This window comes from Sphingomonas montanisoli, from assembly GCF_008274695.1.
In the GTDB taxonomy this organism is placed as follows: Bacteria; Pseudomonadota; Alphaproteobacteria; order Sphingomonadales; family Sphingomonadaceae; genus Rhizorhabdus; species Rhizorhabdus montanisoli.
Window position 1 is genome coordinate 362,780 of record NZ_VTOU01000003.1, and the last position, 18,897, is coordinate 381,676.

18 protein-coding genes are annotated in these 18,897 nt (G+C 65.2%); 6 read left to right on the forward strand and 12 right to left on the reverse strand.

The features are described from left to right. Positions 1–48: 48 nt before the first annotated feature. The 6 genes from FYJ91_RS12985 to lnt all read right to left on the reverse strand — a co-directional run bounded on the left by FYJ91_RS12985 (position 49) and on the right by lnt (position 5,941). Positions 49–1,293, reverse strand: a complete 1,245-nt coding sequence (locus FYJ91_RS12985; RefSeq protein WP_149522700.1) for a tyrosine-type recombinase/integrase — start codon at positions 1,291–1,293, stop codon at positions 49–51. 126 nt (positions 1,294–1,419) lie between these two features. Continuing rightward, a complete protein-coding gene (gene trmB / locus FYJ91_RS12990; RefSeq protein ID WP_149522701.1) occupies positions 1,420–2,100 on the reverse strand; it encodes a tRNA (guanosine(46)-N7)-methyltransferase TrmB in 681 nt (226 codons plus the stop codon). A gap of 50 nt (positions 2,101–2,150) precedes the next feature. Beyond that, a complete protein-coding gene (locus tag FYJ91_RS12995; protein ID WP_149522702.1) occupies positions 2,151–2,690 on the reverse strand; it encodes a type 1 glutamine amidotransferase domain-containing protein in 540 nt (179 codons plus the stop codon). A 55-nt stretch (positions 2,691–2,745) separates the two neighbouring features. Further along, the gene (locus FYJ91_RS13000) at positions 2,746–2,934 is read right to left on the reverse strand and encodes a hypothetical protein (protein WP_149522703.1); all 189 of its coding nucleotides are present in this window, start codon (positions 2,932–2,934) and stop codon (positions 2,746–2,748) included. A 77-nt stretch (positions 2,935–3,011) separates the two neighbouring features. Further along, the gene (metK, locus tag FYJ91_RS13005) at positions 3,012–4,220 is read right to left on the reverse strand and encodes a methionine adenosyltransferase (protein WP_149522704.1); all 1,209 of its coding nucleotides are present in this window, start codon (positions 4,218–4,220) and stop codon (positions 3,012–3,014) included. An 83-nt stretch (positions 4,221–4,303) separates the two neighbouring features. Next, positions 4,304–5,941, reverse strand: a complete 1,638-nt coding sequence (gene lnt / locus FYJ91_RS13010; protein ID WP_246152617.1) for an apolipoprotein N-acyltransferase — start codon at positions 5,939–5,941, stop codon at positions 4,304–4,306. 267 nt (positions 5,942–6,208) lie between these two features. On the opposite strand from lnt, the gene groES reads away from it, so the two are divergent. The 3 genes from groES (at position 6,209) to FYJ91_RS13025 (ending at position 8,985) form a co-directional block, all read left to right on the forward strand. Further along, positions 6,209–6,496 (forward strand): co-chaperone GroES, encoded by a 288-nt coding sequence (gene groES, locus FYJ91_RS13015; protein ID WP_149522706.1) that lies wholly within the window; start codon positions 6,209–6,211, stop codon positions 6,494–6,496. 50 nt (positions 6,497–6,546) lie between these two features. Beyond that, on the forward strand, positions 6,547–8,199 hold the full coding sequence (gene groL / locus FYJ91_RS13020) for a chaperonin GroEL (RefSeq protein WP_149522707.1): 1,653 nt from the start codon (positions 6,547–6,549) through the stop codon (positions 8,197–8,199). A 156-nt stretch (positions 8,200–8,355) separates the two neighbouring features. Further along, positions 8,356–8,985: a hypothetical protein gene (locus FYJ91_RS13025; RefSeq protein ID WP_246152618.1), complete on the forward strand. Its 630-nt coding sequence runs from the start codon at positions 8,356–8,358 to the stop codon at positions 8,983–8,985. 120 nt (positions 8,986–9,105) lie between these two features. Here FYJ91_RS13025 and FYJ91_RS13030 read toward each other — a convergent pair whose 3' ends face one another. Both FYJ91_RS13030 and FYJ91_RS13040 read right to left on the reverse strand, forming a co-directional pair. Then, positions 9,106–10,431 (reverse strand): cystathionine gamma-synthase family protein, encoded by a 1,326-nt coding sequence (locus tag FYJ91_RS13030; protein WP_149522708.1) that lies wholly within the window; start codon positions 10,429–10,431, stop codon positions 9,106–9,108. 142 nt (positions 10,432–10,573) lie between these two features. Continuing rightward, a complete protein-coding gene (locus FYJ91_RS13040; protein WP_149522709.1) occupies positions 10,574–12,454 on the reverse strand; it encodes a CocE/NonD family hydrolase in 1,881 nt (626 codons plus the stop codon). A gap of 236 nt (positions 12,455–12,690) precedes the next feature. Between FYJ91_RS13040 and FYJ91_RS20675 the strand changes: the two genes are divergently transcribed. Then, a complete protein-coding gene (locus FYJ91_RS20675; RefSeq protein ID WP_164857275.1) occupies positions 12,691–12,852 on the forward strand; it encodes a hypothetical protein in 162 nt (53 codons plus the stop codon). A 43-nt stretch (positions 12,853–12,895) separates the two neighbouring features. Here the strand turns inward: FYJ91_RS20675 and FYJ91_RS13045 are convergent, their stop codons facing one another. Both FYJ91_RS13045 and FYJ91_RS13050 read right to left on the reverse strand, forming a co-directional pair. Beyond that, complete coding sequence (locus tag FYJ91_RS13045; RefSeq protein WP_149522710.1) at positions 12,896–13,741, reverse strand: AAA family ATPase; 846 nt, start codon at positions 13,739–13,741, stop codon at positions 12,896–12,898. Positions 13,742–13,811: 70 nt separating this feature from the next. Continuing rightward, positions 13,812–14,474 (reverse strand): DUF6975 family protein, encoded by a 663-nt coding sequence (locus tag FYJ91_RS13050; protein WP_149522711.1) that lies wholly within the window; start codon positions 14,472–14,474, stop codon positions 13,812–13,814. Between the two features lie 203 nt (positions 14,475–14,677). Between FYJ91_RS13050 and FYJ91_RS13055 the strand changes: the two genes are divergently transcribed. After that, positions 14,678–15,208: a J domain-containing protein gene (locus FYJ91_RS13055; RefSeq protein ID WP_149522712.1), complete on the forward strand. Its 531-nt coding sequence runs from the start codon at positions 14,678–14,680 to the stop codon at positions 15,206–15,208. An 87-nt stretch (positions 15,209–15,295) separates the two neighbouring features. Continuing rightward, positions 15,296–16,297, forward strand: coding sequence for an LLM class flavin-dependent oxidoreductase (locus FYJ91_RS13060; protein WP_149522713.1), 1,002 nt, complete (start codon positions 15,296–15,298; stop codon positions 16,295–16,297). Here FYJ91_RS13060 and FYJ91_RS13065 read toward each other — a convergent pair. Both FYJ91_RS13065 and FYJ91_RS13070 read right to left on the reverse strand, forming a co-directional pair. Continuing rightward, positions 16,294–17,244: a DNA topoisomerase IB gene (locus FYJ91_RS13065; RefSeq protein WP_149522714.1), complete on the reverse strand. Its 951-nt coding sequence runs from the start codon at positions 17,242–17,244 to the stop codon at positions 16,294–16,296. The two genes, FYJ91_RS13060 and FYJ91_RS13065, sit on opposite strands and share 4 nt — an antisense overlap. Before the next feature lie 237 nt (positions 17,245–17,481). After that, complete coding sequence (locus FYJ91_RS13070; protein WP_149522715.1) at positions 17,482–18,897, reverse strand: efflux transporter outer membrane subunit; 1,416 nt, start codon at positions 18,895–18,897, stop codon at positions 17,482–17,484.

The following is an 18,897-nucleotide window of genomic DNA, read 5'->3' on the forward strand; positions in this document are numbered from 1 at the left end:
CGGGGCGGCAGCCGGTCTTTCGGCGGCCAAATCTAGCCGCCCCAGTTTTCACGCTCGCGCTTCTGCGAGGTGAACCACATTGCCAGCGTCCGGCGGATGCAGGAGCTGCGTGAGATGCTGGCTCCAGGCATCCAGCGCGGCCTTCTTCTCATCCGCCCACGTATGGCGCTGATAGATCCCAGCCACGCCGGCGCGCGATTGCCCCACATGGTTCAGGATCGCCTCGGTCACCTCGAACCGTACGCCGAGTCGCTGAAGGCCGGTAGCGAGAGTCCTCCGAAGGTCGTGCAGGCGCCAACCCGGCATATCCCCGTCGCCATCCTTCGACAGTACCGAATCGATCTTGGTCTTACCCTTGGCGTGGGCGGTGAAGGGCTTATCGCCGCTGGTGGCGAATACCCATCCTGACTTCGGCCACTTCTTTCCGGCCAACGAATCGAGGGTGGCGAGAGCGAGGGGGTTCAAAGGCACTGTATGCTGCTCGCCGTTCTTCGCTCGATCGGCCGGCAGCGTCCAAAGCGCGCGGGCACGATCCAATTCCTTCCAGTCGAGCCGCGTCACCTCCTCACGGCGCTGGCCGGTGGCAATCAGCATCCGCACCACAGGGCCGAACAGCTTCCCGGCATTTGCCGAGGCAAGCCAGATCCGGCGAAGCTCATCATCCGTCAGCACCCGATCGCGCGGACGGACTGCCGGGGGGGTCTCCATCCCTTCGCAGGGCGAGCGGCCAAGATCCCCGCGGCTATTCGCCCAACGGAAGAGCTTGCGCAGCACGGCGAACGTATTTCGGCGCTGCGCCCTTGCCGTAGCTGGATGGCGATCGAGCACAGCCGATACATCGGCGCGGGTGATTGCTGGCAGCGGCTTGTCAGCAAGCACCGGGACAACGTGAAGGCGCAGCGTCCGCTCTACCAGATTGCGCCAGCCAGCCCCCTTGCATGCCTCATGGAAGCGTAGAGCGTACTTGTTGAAAGCCAGATCTACGGCGACCCGTCGCTTCTCGGCTTTCAACGCCGCAGGATCTTCACCCTGCGAGACCAGGCGAGACAGTCGCTCAGCCTCCTCCCGAGCGTTCGTCGGCGTCCAAGCGCCGTGCTTGCCGATCAGGACGCGCTTGGTCTTCGCTCCGCGTCCGCCGACTCGGTACTGGAAGACGTAACTGCGAGCACCGGCGGGCGTGAGCTTGACGCCGAAGCCCTTGGTGGACCCATCGCCGGCATCCCATAGAAAGGCATCGGCTTTGCCGGGCTTCATCGCATCCACGCTGCGCTTGGTGATGAACCCCGTCGGCATTCGGCTCCCCGTGATTGCTGGAAATCACCTAGCAATCACCGTAGCGGGAATGTGGGGGAACGGCAAGGGAACGCCGGGAAAAGAACGTGAGGTGAATCAGTGCTAGGGCTCGGCCAAACCCCCGGTCTACTTACGCCGGTATCTGAAATACCAGACCTCATGCCCCTTCTGCCGCGCCTTGGCTTCGTAGCGCGTCTCGGGCCAGTCGTCGGGCCGAACAAGGAAGTCGGTGGGGGTCTCGCCCAGCCACTCGAAATCGGGCGAGCGGCCCATCACCATCATCGCCCAGCGCACATAGACGGGGTGGTCGGTGCCGAAGCGAAACTCGCCGCCCGGCTTCATCTTGCGTGCGATCAGGCCGATCGGTCCGTCGTTCATGAAACGCCGCTTGGCGTGGCGCGCCTTTGGCCAAGGGTCGGGATGGAGCAGCCACGCGCGGTCGAGCGAGGCGTCGGGCAGCCGTTCGAGCACCTCGATCGCATCACCCATGTGGATGCGGATGTTCGGGATGGCATCCTCATCCACCTTCATCAGCGCACCAACGACGCCGTCGAGAAACGGTTCGCAGCCGATGAATCCCATTTCGGGCCGCATCTTCGCCTGCCCCGCCATATGCTCGCCCCGGCCGAAGCCGATCTCGATCGCGAGCGGACGATCCGCGCCGAACAGGGTCGCGGCGTCCACCGGCCCTTCCTCGGGAACGCTGATCTCGGGCAGCAGCCGTTCGACCAGAGCGGCCTGCCCCGCGCGCAACTTGTGGCCGGTGCGCCGGCCGTAGAGGCGGCGGATGGAAAGCGGATCGTTCATGGCGGCGCGCTTTAAGATGCGAAGCCGCGTAGCGCGACCCCGAATCTGCGTCAGGCGGCCTGGATCGCCGCAATCACCGCCTTGTTGAACGCAGGAACATCATCGGGCTTGCGGCTGGTGATGAGGTTGCCGTCGACGACGACCTCCTGGTCGATCACCGTCGCGCCCGCATTGCGCAGATCGGTGCGGATCGATGGCCAGGCGGTGGCGGTGCGGCCGCGCAGGACATCGGCCTCCACCAGCAACCACGGCCCGTGACAGATCGCGGCGACCGGCTTGCCGGCGGCGTGAAAAGCGCGGACGATGCCGACCGCCGCCTCGTCCATGCGCAGCTTGTCCGGGTTGCCGACCCCGCCCGGCAGGATCAGGGCGTCATAATCGGCCGGATCGACATCGGCGATCAGCATGTCGGGCTTGATCGTCTTGCCCGGCTCGTCATGCACCGTGGCGAGGATCGGATCGGTCGTGTCGGAGGCGAGAACCACCGTCGCGCCGGCATCGAGCAAAGACTCGCGCGGGCCGAACAGTTCGGATTCCTCGAACCGGTCGGTCGCGACGATCAGAACCTTGGCATTGGCGATGGCGGTCATGGGATGCTCCTTGGATTGAGCGCCCATAACCGATCATCGCCGTCGGCCGTTCCGATTATTTGACCGGCTTTGCGCCCGGCGTGCCGCACTTCACGAACTTGCCCTTGGCGTCCTTGCAGGGCCCCTTGGGCTTGGCCGTCTCGGGACATTTTACGAACTTGCCCTTCGCATCCTTGCACGGCGCGGCGAAGGCGGGCGTGGTCAGCAGCGCGAGCGCGGCGAAAGCGGGGATGAGACGACGCATGGCAAACTCTCCAAAAACAAAACGGCGCGATGCTGATAGCACCGCGCCGTGTCGTTCCCCAGTAAGGGATTGTGAAGTTAGGCGAGCGCCGCCTTGAGGTCGTCGACCAGATCGGTCTTCTCCCAGGGGAAGAAGTCGCCCTCAGGCTTGCGGCCGAAATGGCCGTAAGCCGCGGTCTTCTGATAGATCGGCTTGTTGAGGCCGAGGTGCGTGCGGATGCCGCGCGGGGTCATGCCGCCCAGCTTCGCGATCTTGCCGATCGCTTCCTCGATCTTGTCGTCGCCGACGGTGCCGGTGCCATGCGTGTCGACATAGAGCGACAGCGGCTTGGCGACGCCGATCGCGTAAGCGAGCTGGATCGTGCAGCGCTGCGCCAGGCCCGCAGCGACGATGTTCTTCGCCAGATAGCGGGTGATGTACGCCGCCGAGCGATCGACCTTGGTCGGATCCTTGCCCGAGAACGCGCCGCCGCCGTGGGGCGAAGCGCCGCCGTACGTGTCGACGATGATCTTGCGGCCGGTGAGGCCCGCGTCGCCATCCGGCCCGCCAATCTCGAAGCTGCCGGTCGGGTTGATGTGATAGACGGTCTCGGTGCTGAGCAGCGCGGCCGGGATCACCTTGGCGACGACCGACTTCACATAAGCGTGCAACTCGGCTTCCTTGGCGCCTTCGTCATAGCCCTTGCCATGCTGGGTCGACACGACGATCGCGGTCGCCGCCACGGGCTTGCTGCCCTCGTAACGCAGCGTGACCTGGCTCTTGGCATCGGGCTCGAGGAAGGGCGCGGCGCCCGAGTGACGATCGGCCGCCATGACCTCGAGGATCTTGTGGCTGTAATAGAGGGTCGCCGGCATCAGATCGGGCGTGTCGTCGGCGGCATAGCCGAACATGATGCCCTGATCGCCCGCGCCTTCGTCCTTGTTGCCCGAGGCATCGACGCCCTGGGCGATGTGGGCCGACTGGCCGTGCAGGTTGTTTTCGAAGCGGAAGCTTTCCCAGTGGAAGCCTTCCTGTTCGTAACCGATGCGCTTCACGGTCGCGCGGACGGTCTTCTCGATCTCGTCCTGCGCGCCCGGCGCCCATTCGCCATTTTCATAGACGCCCTTGCAGCGAATCTCGCCCGCGAGGACGACGAGCTGGGTGGTCGTCAGCGTCTCGCACGCGATGCGCGCTTCGGGATCCTTCGACAGGAACAGATCGACGATCGCGTCCGAAATCTGGTCGGCGACCTTGTCGGGATGGCCTTCGGAAACGCTTTCGGAGGTGAAGAGATAGCTGCTGCGCATCGAACCTTATGTCCTTCGAGATGATGTCACGGGCTTAGCCGTGATGCACATATAAAGATATAAAGACTTCCTTATGTCTGCCTTTAGCGTGGCTTTGCGGCCACCGCAAATCCCAAGGCGACCAGGAAGAAGCCGAAGGCGATCGCAAGCGCATTGCCGCCCCAGGAAAAGATCGTCGGCGGATGCGGGCCAGGTAGCGCCGTCCTGATCGCGCCCGCCTGATGCCACGGCACGCTGTCGAGCAGCCGCCCGTCGGCGTCGACCACTGCGGAGATGCCGGTGGGGGTGGATCGGATCACCGGCACCCCCTCCTCCACCGCGCGCAGCCGCGCCTGCGCCAGATGCTGCGGCGGTCCCCAGCTTCCAAACCAGGCGTCGTTGGACGGGTTGAACAGGAAATCGGGCCGGTTGTTGCGATCGATCACCTGCCCCGAAAAGATGATCTCGTAACAGATCTGCCCGCCCGCCTTGCCATAGCCTGCGATAGGGAAGCTCGCGGGGCCGGCGCCGGGCCAGAATTCGATATCCCCGGGCACAAGCCGCGACAGCCCGATCGCCGAAAGGATGGTGCGCGCGGGCAGATATTCGCCGTAGGGGACGAGATGCGCCTTGTCGTAGCGCGCGAGCAACTCGCCCTGCCCGTTCATCGCGAACAGGCTGTTGCGAGCGCCGACGAGGATGCCTTCGCGATCATATTCGAGCGCGTCGCCGCCCAACAGGACGACATCCTTCGGCCCCAAGAGTGCCGCGATCCGTTCGCGCGCAACCGGCTCCAGCTCCAGATAATCGGCGGTCGCGGCCTCGGGCCACATCAACAGGCGGGGCGCCGCGCCGGGCTTGCCGCTCAGCGAAGCCAGCCGATCGAAATTGAGCTGCTGCAGCTTCGCGTCATATTTCTCGTTCTGGTTGATATTCGGCTGGACAACCACGATCTGCGGCCCGGCCTTTGGCGGCAGCGGGCGCAACAAGGTCGCCGACAATATCTGGCACAGCATCGCCGCTATCAGCGCGATCGCCACGCGCTTCCACCGCCGATTCTTCGTCCCCGGCAGCGCCGCCATCAGCCATATGCCGGCGAGCAAAACCATGCCCCCCGACAATCCATAAGTGCCGATCACCCGCGTCAGGCCCACGAAGGCCGGCTCGGCCATCGCCTGGTCGATCAGGATCGCCGACAGCGGATTCCACGCAAAGCCGGTGAAGGCGATCGCGCGGATATATTCGGTGACGACCCAGAGACCGGCGAACAGCAGGATGAAGGCATAGGGATCGCGCACGATCGACGGCCCCGCCTCGGGCCGTGACAGCATTTCGACGGGCACGATCTTCACCAGCTTGGCGCGCCGGTCGTCGTCGGCCTTCGCCGCCGTTCGCGCCCGATGCCAGCCCGGCAGCGCCGCGACGATCCAGGCGCCCGCCAGCGCCAGCATCGGATAGAGGCCGATATAGAGCGCCAGCGCCACCACCGCGACCCAGCCGAGCCACACCGGCATCGCGTCCTGGAACGTGAAAGCGGTGGCGATCCAGTTCAGCCCGACCGCAAAATGGCCGACGCCGAATAGCCAGCCCATACCCAATACACCGCGCAGCCGCCCCTCACGCAGCGCCATCCACATCAACGCAGCGAGCGCAAGCAGCGTCAGCGGCCACCAGTTGAGTGGCGCGAAGCCAAGCGCCGAACCCGCGCCGAGCCCCACAGAGAGCAGAGGCTTCGCGATCAATGGTTTCTTGAAAAGGGTGAAAGGTCGCATGAGGCCGATTGTTTGGAGGGAGCGCGCACCCATATCCGCGAATGCGTGTCACCGGGAAGTCGGCGCGGCACTCTGCATGTCATAAAAATGGTCGAGAGGACTTCTTGACAGCCTTGGGGCTGCCCCACATATCGCCGCTAGCACTCAACCTAGGCGAGTGCTAAAAGTTCAACCAACGTCGGTGTGAGGGGCGGTTTGCCCCGACGCCGGTTTGTCCACCTAAAGAAAGGGACGCTCATGGGTTTTCGTCCGTTGCACGATCGCGTGCTCGTTCGCCGCGTCGAAGCTGAAGCAAAGACCGCCGGCGGGATCATCATCCCCGACAGCGCCAAGGAAAAGCCCCAGGAGGGCGAAGTGGTCGCAGTTGGCGGCGGCGCCAAGTCGGAAGACGGCAAGGTCACCCCGCTCGACGTCAAGGCCGGCGACAAGATCCTGTTCGGCAAGTGGTCGGGCACCGAGGTCAAGATCGACGGTGAAGACCTGCTGATCATGAAGGAAAGCGACATCCTCGGGATCGTCGGCTGATCCTCTTCCAGCCTTAATTCTTTCAATTCCAGACCGAAAGGGTAGCCAACATGGCAGCCAAGGACGTGAAATTCAGCCGTGACGCCCGTGAGCGCATCCTGCGCGGCGTCGACATCCTCGCCGACGCGGTGAAGGTCACGCTGGGGCCGAAGGGCCGCAACGTCGTGATCGACAAGTCGTTCGGTGCGCCCCGCATCACCAAGGACGGCGTCACCGTCGCCAAGGAAATCGAACTCAAGGACAAGTTCGAGAACATGGGCGCGCAGATGGTCCGCGAGGTCGCCTCGAAGACCAACGACATCGCCGGCGACGGCACCACCACCGCCACCGTGCTCGCCCAGGCGATCGTGCGTGAAGGCATGAAGTCGGTTGCGGCCGGCATCAACCCGATGGACCTGAAGCGCGGCATCGACCTCGCCGTCTCCAAGGTCGTCGAAGACCTCAAGGCGCGTTCGAAGCCGGTTGCCGGCACCAAGGAAGTCGCGCAGGTCGGCATCATCTCGGCCAATGGCGATACTGTCGTCGGTGAGAAGATCGCCGAAGCGATGGAGCGCGTCGGCAAGGAAGGCGTGATCACGGTCGAAGAGGCCAAGGGTCTCGAGTTCGAACTCGATGTCGTTGAAGGCATGCAGTTCGATCGCGGCTACCTGTCGCCTTACTTCATCACCAACCCCGACAAGATGCTCGTCGAGCTGCAGGATCCGTACATCCTGATCCACGAGAAGAAGCTGTCGTCGCTCCAGGCGATGCTGCCGATCCTCGAGGCGGTCGTGCAGTCGGGTCGTCCGCTGCTGATCATCGCCGAGGACATCGAGGGCGAGGCTCTGGCCACCCTGGTCGTCAACAAGCTGCGCGGCGGCCTGAAGGTCGCGGCCGTCAAGGCACCGGGCTTCGGCGATCGCCGCAAGGCGATGCTCGAGGACATCGCGATCCTCACCAACGGTGAGATGATTTCGGAAGACCTCGGCATCAAGCTCGAGAGCGTCACCGTCGGCATGCTCGGCACCGCCAAGCGCGTTTCGATCGACAAGGACAACACCACCATCGTCGATGGCGCCGGTGCTGCCGACTCGATCAAGGGCCGCGTCGAAGCGATCCGCAAGCAGATCGAGAACACCACCAGCGATTACGACCGTGAGAAGCTCCAGGAGCGTCTCGCCAAGCTCGCCGGCGGCGTTGCCGTGATCAAGGTCGGCGGTTCGACCGAGGTTGAAGTCAAGGAGCGCAAGGATCGCGTCGACGACGCTCTCCACGCGACCCGCGCGGCTGTCGAAGAGGGCATCGTCCCCGGCGGCGGCACGGCTCTGCTCTATGCCACGAAGGCTCTCGAAGGCCTGAAGGGCGTCAACGACGACCAGACCCGCGGCATCGACATCATCCGCAAGGCGATCACCGCCCCGGTGAAGCAGATTGCGCAGAACGCAGGCGTCGACGGCGCCGTCGTCGCTGGCAACCTGCTGCGCGAAAATGACGAGACCCGCGGCTACAACGCCTCGACCGACGTCTATGAAAACCTGGTCCAGGCCGGCGTGATCGATCCGACCAAGGTCGTTCGCACGGCTCTGCAGGACGCGGCCTCGGTCGCCGGCCTGCTGATCACCACCGAAGCGGCGATCTCGGACAGCCCCGAGGACAAGCCGGCCATGGGCGGCATGCCCGGTGGCATGGGTGGTATGGGCGGCATGGGCGGTATGGACTTCTAAGTCCTGCCTTCCGACCGAACGAACACAGGAAAGGCCTCGGGGAGCGATCCCCGGGGCCTTTTCTTTTGTCCCACTTTCGTCAAGCCGACGCCGCAGCCGCATAAGTGACATTCATCGCGTTGCTGCTATAGTCTCCTCATACAGTACGGGGGCGACATGGCGAGCAAGGGCGGATCGGACGCGAAGAACGGTGCGGCGGAAAGGCTGCTGCACGCACTGGCGGCGGAATTCCCCACGCTTCACGATCGCGAGTCGCTTCTCGCAAGCCCCGAATTCCTCGCCCGCGTCGGCAAGGGCGACGGCAGCCCGCTGGAGGATGGTGAACAGCGTTCCGCCGCGAAGGCACTCGCCCGACTGATCGCAGACGGCGGTGTCGCCGAAGTACTTTGGCCGCGCGGCCATTCGACCAAGGTGCAGCTGCCCGAACAGGGGCTGATCGCAGTATCGGTCAATCTGGGCACGCTGCGCGAGGAGCGCCTCGCCTGGGAGGTCAGCCGCGATGGCCCCGAGCCGAGCCAGGAGCGGATCGTTCAGGAGATCATCGCCCGATCTCGCGGGTGGATCGCGGACAATCTGGAAGAGGGCAAGCTGCCGATCCTGCTGACCAACGCCAGCATCATCCACGGATCGAACGCCTTCGATATCCTGATCAGCGCATCCTACCGCAATCCCTATGCCCTGCTGCGCTATACCCGCGAGGTGGTTCAGATCATCAACCACGTCGCGGGCACGCACACCATGCTGGTTGCCCAGAGCTACGGCTTTCCGGACTTTTCCGCCCCGTAGATCCTCCCCGGCACGGGGAGGTGGCGCCGAAGGCGACGGAGGGGGCTGCCCACAAGCGCAGCGCCTGCCTCCCGCCCCCTCCACCGCTACGCGGTCCCCCTCCCCGTTCCGGGGAGGATTTTAAACCGCCTCCAGCGCCTGTTCGAAATCGGCGATCAGATCGTCGGCATCCTCGACACCCACCGAGATACGGACGAGATTGTCGCCGATATCGAGCGCCTTCTTTCGCTCGTCGGGCACCGACAGATGCGTCATCCCCGCTGGATGGCTCGCCAGCGTCTCGGTACCACCCAGCGACACAGCGAGCTTGGCGATTTTGAGCGCATCGAGGAATGCGAACGCCTCCTTTTCCCCGCCCTTGAGGTATAGCGAAAAGGTCGACCCCGCGCCCGTGCAGTGGCGCTGGTAGATGTCGGCCTGCCGCGATCCTTCCTTCAGGAAACCGAGATAGGCGATCCGCTCGACCTTCGGATGATCGCGCAGATAGGCGCAGACCTTCGCCGCATTCTCACCCGCGCGGCTCATGCGCAGTTCCAGCGTCTCGAGCGACCGCAACAGCATCCACGCGGTGTGCGGATCGGTGATCGTTCCGATCGTGTTGCGCATCGCGCGCACTTGATCGATCAGCGCCTTGGATCCCACCGCGCCGCCCGCGACCAGATCCGAATGCCCACCGGCATATTTTGTGAGGCTGTAGAGGACCAGTTCGGCGCCGTGCAGCAACGGCTTCTGCCACAGCGGCCCGAGGAAGGTGTTGTCGATCACGACCGGCGGCACCTTCTCCGCGCCACCGAAGGCCGCGTCGCGCGCGGCACGCACCGCCTGAACGTCGACCAGCGCGTTGGTCGGGTTGGCGGGGCTTTCGAGGTAGATCATCGCAACCCGCCCCTTGGCCTTGGCGCCGGCGATCACCGCGTCGATCTCCTCGCGGGTCGCGCCCGCCGGGAAATCGAGCCAATGCACCCCGAAGCGGCCGAGGATCTTGCCGATCAGCCCCTCGGTCGCGGCATAAAGCGGCGCCGAATGGACGATCACATCGCCCGGCTCGACCATCGCCAGCATCACCGTCGCGATCGCCGACATGCCCGACGAGAAGGTCAACGCCGCCTCGGCATCCTCCCAGATCGCCAGCCGCTCCTCGAGGATCTCCTGATCCGGCCCGTTGAAGCGCGAATAGACGAGCCCCTCCGCGCCGCCCGGCCTTTTGCCGGTCACGCCCTCGAAGTGGCGCTTACCCGCCGCCGCATTCTCGAACACGAAGGTCGAGGTCAGGAAGATCGGCGGCTTGAGCGATCCTTCGGACAGCATCGGATCATAGCCGTGCCCCATCATCAGCGTCGCGGGCTTGAGCCTGCGCCCGCCCACCTCGCGCACCCCCGGCTTGGGGCGGCGGCGCTGGGTCGTGCCGGTCAGTTCGGCTTCGTTCGTCTTGTCGTCGTTCGACATCGCATCTCTCCTCCTGCGGTTCCTCCCCGGAACGGGGAGGGGGACCGCGAAGCGGTGGAGGGGGCGGGCGGCAGGCGCTGCACCCAGCCGGGCACCCCCTCCACCATGCTACGCATGGTCCCCCTCCCCGTTCCGGGGAGGATCAATCTTGCACCACGGGCAGCATCACCGAACTGGCGGTCGCGCCGCCGGTGAACACGCTCTGGGTCGCCTTCTGGTAGTCGCCGGTCTTCGCGAAGAAGATGTTCTTCACATAGGTCTGCGGGTTGCGATCGTAGAGCGGGAACCAGCTCGACTGGACCTGCACCATGATGCGGTGCCCGGGCAGGAAGGCGTGGTTCACCGTCGGCAGCTCGAACTTGTAATTCTCGACCTGGCCCGGCTTCAGCGCATGCGGCTTGTCGAACCCGTCGACATAGCGGCCGCGGAAGATTTCCATGCCCACGCCCAGCTGGAAGCCGGCGAGCTTGGGATCGGACGTATATTCCTCCGGATAGACGTCGATGAGTTTTACCACCCAATCGCTGTCGGTGCCCGTGGTCGCTGCATAGAGATCGACCTTCGGCCGCCCGCGAATGTGGACTGCCTTAGTCAGCGGCTCGGTGACGTAGGTCAGCACGTCGGGGCGGCTGTCGGCGAAACGCTGGTCGCTGACGAGCCACGGCTTCCACTGATCGGCATCGCCCCAGTGGACCGGGCGCGGCACGAACGGCACAGGCTTGGCCGGATCGGACAGATAGGTGTCGCGGTCGGCCTTCGCCGCCTTGTCCCAGCCGAGGCTCGAGCCCGCGCCGAGATAGAGCGGCTTGAGCGGCGTATCGAGGATGTCCGCCGTCCCCTGCCATTTATCGAGGCCGGTCGCATAGGTGTAGGCGGCGGGCACGTCGAACTTCGGCGCGCCGGGCTTGAGATACTGGTCGAGCCACGGCTTCATCACGTCCCGGCGAAACTGGAGCGCGGTGTCGCCCGCGAAGCGCAGCGCGCCCAGCGACGACCCGTCATAATTCACCCCCGAATGCCGCCACGGCCCGACGACGAGGTGGAGATTGCCGCCCGGATCCTTGGCCTTCAGCGCGCGGAATACGGCAGGCGCGCCATAGCTGTCCTCCTGGTCCCACTGCCCGACCACCAGCATCATCGGCACGGTGAAAGGCCGCGCGCCGAGCAGCTTGTCGACCGCTTGGCCTTTCCAGAAATCGTCATAGGCCGGATGCTCCTGCATCTTCCGGCTCTGCGGCAGCTTATCGAGGCCATAGGCCTTCACATAATCGCCCGCCGATCCCGCCTTGAGCCAAAGCGCATATTGATCGCCGGTGCCCGATGCGACGTCGTCGCCATCGCCCTTCTGCGCCATCTGGGACACGAAATAGTCGTAGCCCGCCTGACGATAGGCGCCGTTGTGGAACCAGTCGTCCCCCATCCAGCCGTCGACCATCGGTGACATCGGTACCACGGCCTTGAGCGCCGGATGCGGATCGATCGTCGCCATCAATGTGGTGAAGCCCGGATAGGACGATCCCGTCATCGCGACGCGCCCGTTGGTCTCGGGCACGTTCTTCACCAGCCAGTCGATCGTATCATAGGCGTCGGTCGCATGATCGGTGTCGGTGGCGTTGAGCGGACCGCGCAGCGGCCGGTTCATCACATAGTCGCCCTCGGATCCGTTGCGCCCGCGCACATCCTCATAGACGCGGATATAGTTGTCGTTGACGAACTCGGCGTCGGAGATCGGCACGATCTCCTCGATCTTCTGGCTCGCATTGCGGCTCGTCGCCTTGGCGGCATTGTAGGGTGTGCGCGTCAGCAGGATCGGCGCTGTGGTGGTGCCCTTACGCATGACGATGACGGCGAACATCTTCTTGCCATCGCGCATCGGGATCATCACTTCGCGCCGGATATAATCGGCGGCAGGCGTGGTCGCGTCGAAACTCGACGGGATGTCGACCTCCATCGGCGGCGTTTGCGCCATCGCAGCCGACGACGCCGTCAGCGAGAGAAGCAGCAGCGCGCGCGACAATTTCATACCGGTGCCTTTCCGAAAATTTCGTCCGTTGTGGCAAATCGGATCGGCGCCGTCGAGCCAAGCCGTGCCGCGGACGGGCCTATGGGATTCCCCTTATGGCCGACTTATCCACAGGCAAGTGATACTCTTCGTGCACCGCAGCCCCGACCCCGAGTCGCGAAGCGGGCCGAGGTGCGGGTAACCGCGTATCGGCAAGGAGAGGATGCCCCGAAGAGGGCGTGGCAAGGAGAGGCCCGATGACCTGTGACCTCAACTATCTTTACCACCGCCAGCAGGTCGCGCTCATCCGCGCCGACTATGCCCCCACCGTCGAAGCCCGCCGCGGCCAGCAACGCATCGCCGGCCGCTACCGAGAGCTGATCAGCAATTACAAGCGTGACCGCGCCGCGCGGATGTAGCGCCCTCTAATCTCCCCTTCCCGCAAGGGAGGGGACGCTCACGTCAGTTCCCCTGCCGCCGGCTCAGGAACGCCAGCCGTTCGAACAGCATGATGTCCTGCTCGTTCTTGAGCAGTGCGCCGTGGAGCGGCGGGATCGCCTTCTTGGGGTCGGCAGACTGGAGCACCTCCAGCGGCATGTCCTCCGCCAGCAGCAGCTTCAGCCAGTCGAGCAATTCGCTGGTCGACGGCTTCTTCTTGAGGCCGGGAACGTCGCGAATGTTGTAGAAGATGTCCATCGCGCGGCTGACCAGCGACTTCTGGATGCCGGGGAAGTGGACGTCGACGATCGACTGCATCGTCTCGCGATCGGGGAACTTGATATAGTGGAAGAAGCAGCGGCGCAGGAAAGCGTCGGGCAGTTCCTTCTCGTTGTTCGATGTGATGACGACGATCGGCCGTTCCTTCGCCGCGATCGTCTCGCCGGTCTCGTACACGTCGAACGACATGCGATCGAGCTCCTGGAGCAGATCGTTCGGAAACTCGATGTCGGCCTTGTCGATCTCGTCGATCAGCAGCACGGGCAGCACGGGCGCGGTGAAGGCGTCCCACAATTTACCGCGGCGGATATAATTCTTGATGTCGTGGACGCGTTCGTCGCCCAGCTGGCCGTCGCGAAGCCGCGCCACGGCGTCATATTCGTACAGACCCTGGTGGGCCTTGGTCGTCGACTTGACGTGCCACTGGATCAGCGGCGCGCCGGTCGCGGCCGCAATCTCGTGCGCGAGAACGGTCTTGCCGGTCCCCGGCTCGCCCTTCACCAGCAATGGGCGCCGCAGCGTCACCGCAGCGTTGACCGCGACCTTCAGGTCCGCGGTGGCAATATAGTTGCTGGTTCCTTCGAAACGCACGCCGATCTCCATAACCCGTTATGGAGATCGATAAGGCGGCGTGCGCTGCGGCGCAACGAAAAGGCGGTATTTATCCGGCAGCGCGGGCGGCGGCGCGCGACGCGAGCAGATCCCACAGCCCCCGATGCTGAGCGAGCATCTGCTGCGCACCGAAGGCAATCGCGCGCTCGACGCCGGGGGTGGCACCCGTCGGCACGTCCAGCGTCGCGCCACGGGGCGGAAGCGCGGGGGGGACGAGATCGACCCCGAAACGCTGCGCCGCCGCATCGATCAGACTGCGGATCGCGCGCCAATCGAGCATCAGCGTGAGGGCGGCGCCCAGCGCGCAGCCGGTGCGATCCGACTTGCCCAGCATCTCGATCGCGTGCCGTTGCCCCGCAAGCGCCTGTTCGCAATGCGCCTGGCCCGGCGTGCTCGGCAACGGGCCGACCGCTGTCACCACCTTGAACAGATAGAGGCGTTCGGCGGCGAAGCCCTGTGCGGCTTCGTCGAGCCAACGCTGCTCGTGCTCCGCCCCGCCCTTCTCGCGCGCCCAATCGACGATGCCGCGCTGCCCGCCGTGGATATTCGCGATATGGTGAACCGCATCGGCCAGGTTGCGCGACGTTTCGCGCCCGGACTGGAAGATGTCGTGCGAAATCCAGGGGTGGCCGGCGGCGCCATCCGCGCGCAGCAGAGAGCCCATAACCTCGGCCGCGCCCGCAAGCGCGGCGTTCGCCTGAATCAACGCCATGATACTACCCCGAATACAACCAGGTTACGCCGTGGCCCCGGCACACTCTCCCGAACCACGTCGAACGGTGTAGCCCGGGGGGCGTAAAATTCGCGTTACTGATGGCGTTGGAAACCGTTCACCAAACTCATCAATTGATCGGAAGCGATATTTTTGGTCGCTGCAATGGCCCGTTCACGGCTCGCGCGTTATGATGGGATCTTATGGCGCGACCATCCTCTCGATCGAACGACTGGGGTTTCCCCCGCTGGCGCGGCTATGGCAGCGAGCGCGGGGCGACCAAGGTGCGCATCTGCGACCGGCATGGTTGCGAGAATCCGGGCGATTGCCCTGCGCCGAAATCGCCCAACAGCCCCGATCGCTGGTATTTCTGCCCCGACCATGCGGCCGAATATAACAAGAACTGGGACTATTTTCAGGGCTTGAGCGCCGAAGAAGCTGCCGAGCGCGAGCGCGATGAGCGCCGTTCGTCCGCCGGCTATGCCGAGGCATCGCATTATGGCTGGGCCGGACCCGGCGACGGTCGCTGGACCGGCGACCAGCTACGCGCGCTCGAAACGCTCGAACTGGAAAGCGACGCGACGTTCGAGGCGATCCAGACGGCATGGCGACGGCTGGTGAAGGCCAATCACCCCGACGTGAACCGCAACGACGCGCAGGCGGCGGTGCGTTTCCAGGCGGTGCAGGCGGCATTCGAAATCCTGCGCCGTGCAGAGGAACGTCGCCCGCAATAATCCGGAATTCCGGATCGGGCGTCATCGCAGGACTCGATCGCCGGCGCCCCGCGCTAACCTCCTGTCGAAAGACAGAGAGGATCGTTCGTGCCGCGCATCATGAATTTCGACCTGCGCCATCCGCCCGAATTCGGTGTGTCGGGCGCCGATATCTATGCCGGTGCGCTCGATTGCCTCGCCTGGGCCGACGAACAGGGCTTTGCGCATACCGGGGTGGGCGAGCATCACCAGAATGACGACGGGTTCAGTTCCTGTCCGCTGATCTTCGCGGCGGCGGTGGGGGCGCGGACGAAGACGATCCGCTTCCAGACCAACGTCGTCCTGGCCCCGCTCTACGAGCCATTGCGGCTGGCGGAGGAGGTGGCGGTCGCCGATCTCTGCCTCAACGGGCGGCTGATCCTGGGCATGGGAATCGGCACCCAGCCCGCCGATTTCCAGGCATTCGGCGCCGACTTCACCAAGCGCGGCAAGACGATGGACGCGCTGATCCCCTTCCTGCGCACGGCGTGGACAGGCGAGCCGTTCGACTATCGCGGGACAACGGTGCGGCTGCGCCCGCTTCCCGTCCAAAGCCATGTCCCGATCAATCTGGGCGGCGTCACCCCCGCCGCGATCGATCGGGCCGCGCGGCTCGCCGACAGCTTCCAGTCGGCTACGGTCGCGCATTGGGAGCTGTATCGCGAAGCCTGCCAGCGCCACGGTAAGCCCGATCCCGGCCCGCGCGCCAGGCGCGGCCCGATGTTCCTGTGGGTGACGAAGGACGACAAGGCGAAGGTCGAGGCCGAACTGATGCCCCACATCGACCATGTGAACCGCACCTATGTCGAGCAGACCAACCAGATCCGCGACGATGGCGGCAAGGCGCCGAGCGAAGGCGGCGTCCTCTTCCGCGGCCCCTATGTCCGCGAAGCCGGCAAGCCCGAACCCTATCTGATCCTGAACCCCGAGGAAGCGATCGCGCTGATCGACGATCTGGGACCGGAAGGCGAAGTGCTGTTCAACCCCCTGCTCGCCGGCATCGCACCCGCCAAGGCGCTCAAGATGCTCAAGCTGGTCGAGGAAGAGGTGTTTCCCTTCGTCCGCTCCTAAGCGGTCAGCACCGCCAGGCTCGCCCGTTCGTTCGCGCGCAGAGCCTTCGGGGTCGCGGGGATGGCGATCGTCTCGCCTGCCTTGGCGATGTCGATGAAGGCGGGGGCGACATAGGATTTACGGCAGACGGCGGGGGTGTTGCCAAGGCTGTCGGCCACCGCCTCGAGCATCGTCTTGACCGAGGTGCGCTTGCCGCGTGCGAGCATGCCCGCCGCGATCGCGCAGGCACGCCAGGTGCGGAAGGTCTTGGCCGTGCCGTGACCTTCGGTCAGTTCGCAGATCCATTCGTTCACGTCGGCCGCATGGACGCGCAGCCCCGGGCGTAGCGCGAAGAGATCGCCGCTGGCCGATTTCTTGAGCTCGGCCAGCGCGGCGGCCAGCGCGGCATCCTTGCCCGACAGGTCGGCGCGGATGCCATGCTTGCCGTAGAAGCAGAGCGTCACCGTATCGCCCTTGATCCGCGCATGCCGGTTGAGCAGGGTCGTCGCGCCATAGCTGCCGTGGAGCGCGGAATCGCTCGATCCCACGCGGATCGCGAAGCCATCGAGCAGCCGCACCGCCGCCGCCAGCGCGCGTTCCCACGGATCGTCGCTCTTCAACGATTTGCGGACCTGCGCCCGCACTCGCGGAAGATATTCGGCGAAGGCGGGCAGATTCGCGAACTTCGCCTCGTCCTGCGCCTCGCGCCAGCTGGTGTGATAGCGATATTGCTTGCGCCCGGCGGCATCGATCCCGGTTGCCTGCACAGGCGCCTTGGAATCGGGATTGATCCACACTTTCTTCCATGCCGGCGGGATACCGAGGCCGAGGATGCGCATCCGATCATCGGCGTCACGAACCAGATCGCCATCCGGCCCCGTGAACCGCCAACCCCTGCCCCGTCGGCTCCGGCGAATCCCCGGCTGCGAGTCTATCGTGTCGACGCGGTCAATGGGCTGAAGCTTCATCACGCTCCGAACGCGGATCGAGGCAAAAGGGTGCCGGAGAGATCATCGATTCGCAGCGTCGGAAGTTGTGGAAGTTGTCACTACGTCATAGCCGGAATCTCTTCCCCGAAGAAACTTACGCGAGAGTGAAGTCCGCCCGACCGTGAGAAAGAGCCACGCGCATATGCGTAACGAACAAATTTGTACTCCATTTGTTCTAATTTGTCAAGGCGAATCGTTGTCGAGCGAACGATAGCCTTAGGGCTTTTGCGCGAGGGCCGTCCTGTCGAAACCACCACCGAGCGCGCGGACCAGTTGCACCGATGCCTGAAGCCGACGCACGCGCACCCCGATCGCCTCGCGTTCGGCCTGAAGGGCAGCCGTCTGCGCGATGACGACCTCGAGATAATCCGACGCGCCGTCATGATAGCGCGTGAGCGCAAGATCGCCGGTGCGCGTCGCCGCGGCGGCGGCGGCATCCTGATCGCGCTCAGCCGACGTCAGCTCGCGCGCGGCGGCGAGATTGTCCTCGACCTCGCGGAAGGCGCCCAGCACCGTGCCGCGATACTCGGCCGACGCCTCATCGAATTCACCGCGCGCACGTTTAACGTCGGCGGTGCGGCGGCCCGCGTCGAAGATCGGGCCGAGCAGCGACAGCGGGCCCAGCGCCCAGAAGCTGTTCGCCTTGGTCAGGATATCGCCGCTGGTCGTCTGCCACCCGCCGTCGAGGCCCAGCGTGAGCGCGGGAAACCACGCCGCACGCGCCACGCCGATCCGTTGGTTCGCGGCGGCCATGCGGCGTTCGGCCGCCGCGATATCCGGACGGCGTTCGAGCAACTGGCTGGGCGTGGCGACCGGCGCCGCGATCGGCCTGGCCGACATCGCCGCCGAAGCGATCGTGAAGGTCGACGGGCTTTCGCCGATGAGCGCAGCCAGCGCATGTTCGAGCATCGCGCGATCGAGCAAAGCCTCCGACAGATCGGCTCGTGCACCCGACAGCTGCGTCTGCGCACGGCCGAGATCGAGGCCCGAGGCGATGCCGCCTTCGTGGCGATCGTCGGTCAGCTTCTCGGCGCGCGCGAACTCATCGATCGTCCGTCGCAGCAGCGCGATTTCGGCGTCCGATCCGCGCAGCGCGAAATAGCCGCTGGCGACCGCCGCCTGCAGGCTCAGCCGCGCCGAGGCGAGATCGGCGGCGCTCGCCTGCCGTTCGAGGACGCCAGCGCGTGCACCATCGCGCAGCCGGCCCCACAGGTCGATTTCCCAATCGAAGCTGCCGCCGATCGTCTTGTCGGTATATTTGGGGCGGGTGCCGTTGGACTGCGGCCGTCCGGCCGACAGCCGCTCGCGCGATATCGTGCCGCCGCCCGATATTTCGGGGAAGATTTCGGCATTGGCGCGGCGCGCGATCGCGGTCGCCTGATCATAGCGCGCGACCGCCGCTGCGATCGTCGGGCTCGCCGTCGCCGCACGGGCTTCGAGATCGTCGAGCACCGGATCGCCAAACGCCGTCCACCAATCGCCGCGCGGTGCTGCGTCGGCGGGCGCCGCCTCTGCCCAGCCGGGGACCTGTTCCTTATATGCCGCCGCGACCGGCGCCTGTGCAGGCCGATAGGCAGGCGCCATCGAACAGCCGGCGAGGAGAAGCGCAGGCAGGAACGCGAAAGGCCGCAT

Excerpts from the sequence above, each read along its gene's own strand:
- FYJ91_RS12985 (WP_149522700.1), bottom strand. The coding sequence starts at position 1,293 with ATGCCGACGGGGTTCATCACCAAGCGCAGCGTGGATGCGATGAAGCCC.
- trmB (WP_149522701.1), bottom strand. The coding sequence starts at position 2,100 with ATGAACGATCCGCTTTCCATCCGCCGCCTCTACGGCCGGCGCACCGGC.
- FYJ91_RS12995 (WP_149522702.1), bottom strand. The coding sequence starts at position 2,690 with ATGACCGCCATCGCCAATGCCAAGGTTCTGATCGTCGCGACCGACCGG.
- FYJ91_RS13000 (WP_149522703.1), bottom strand. The coding sequence starts at position 2,934 with ATGCGTCGTCTCATCCCCGCTTTCGCCGCGCTCGCGCTGCTGACCACG.
- metK (WP_149522704.1), bottom strand. The coding sequence starts at position 4,220 with ATGCGCAGCAGCTATCTCTTCACCTCCGAAAGCGTTTCCGAAGGCCAT.
- groES (WP_149522706.1), top strand. The coding sequence starts at position 6,209 with ATGGGTTTTCGTCCGTTGCACGATCGCGTGCTCGTTCGCCGCGTCGAA.
- groL (WP_149522707.1), top strand. The coding sequence starts at position 6,547 with ATGGCAGCCAAGGACGTGAAATTCAGCCGTGACGCCCGTGAGCGCATC.
- FYJ91_RS13025 (WP_246152618.1), top strand. The coding sequence starts at position 8,356 with ATGGCGAGCAAGGGCGGATCGGACGCGAAGAACGGTGCGGCGGAAAGG.
- FYJ91_RS13030 (WP_149522708.1), bottom strand. The coding sequence starts at position 10,431 with ATGTCGAACGACGACAAGACGAACGAAGCCGAACTGACCGGCACGACC.
- FYJ91_RS13040 (WP_149522709.1), bottom strand. The coding sequence starts at position 12,454 with ATGAAATTGTCGCGCGCGCTGCTGCTTCTCTCGCTGACGGCGTCGTCG.
- FYJ91_RS20675 (WP_164857275.1), top strand. The coding sequence starts at position 12,691 with ATGACCTGTGACCTCAACTATCTTTACCACCGCCAGCAGGTCGCGCTC.
- FYJ91_RS13050 (WP_149522711.1), bottom strand. The coding sequence starts at position 14,474 with ATGGCGTTGATTCAGGCGAACGCCGCGCTTGCGGGCGCGGCCGAGGTT.
- FYJ91_RS13055 (WP_149522712.1), top strand. The coding sequence starts at position 14,678 with ATGGCGCGACCATCCTCTCGATCGAACGACTGGGGTTTCCCCCGCTGG.
- FYJ91_RS13065 (WP_149522714.1), bottom strand. The coding sequence starts at position 17,244 with ATGAAGCTTCAGCCCATTGACCGCGTCGACACGATAGACTCGCAGCCG.
- FYJ91_RS13070 (WP_149522715.1), bottom strand. The coding sequence starts at position 18,897 with ATGCGGCCTTTCGCGTTCCTGCCTGCGCTTCTCCTCGCCGGCTGTTCG.